This is a genomic window from Ensifer sp. ZNC0028 (genome assembly GCF_000799055.1).
Lineage (GTDB): Bacteria > Pseudomonadota > Alphaproteobacteria > Rhizobiales > Rhizobiaceae > Ensifer.
Map to the genome: position 1 here is coordinate 1 of NZ_JTLA01000216.1, position 269 is coordinate 269.

The following is a 269-nucleotide window of genomic DNA, read 5'->3' on the forward strand; positions in this document are numbered from 1 at the left end:
GATGACGTTGTTGGCATGCACCCGCTTCAAAAGGCAGCCGACCATCTGGATGCGTGCGCTCGGGATATCCAGGTAAAAGTTCTCCGGCAGCTGGTACTGCGTGAGGATACCGATCAACGCGCCGCTTTTCGACAGCTTGATGATCTCGCAACGGCGCGAGCTCAGCTGGGTCATGCCCTTCTCGGTATATTCGATGCGGGCTTCGTTCCGCGTGTCCTCCATTGGGAAGTTGGTTTCCCGATCGTACATGAAGGACTCTTCCTTGTTCA

1 protein-coding gene is annotated in these 269 nt (G+C 55.8%); it reads right to left on the minus strand.

The window, feature by feature from the left end; all coding sequences use genetic code 11:
- Positions 1-269, minus strand: a 269-nt coding sequence (locus tag L981_RS32655; protein ID WP_052202146.1) for a hypothetical protein, incomplete at both ends; no start/stop codon positions are given.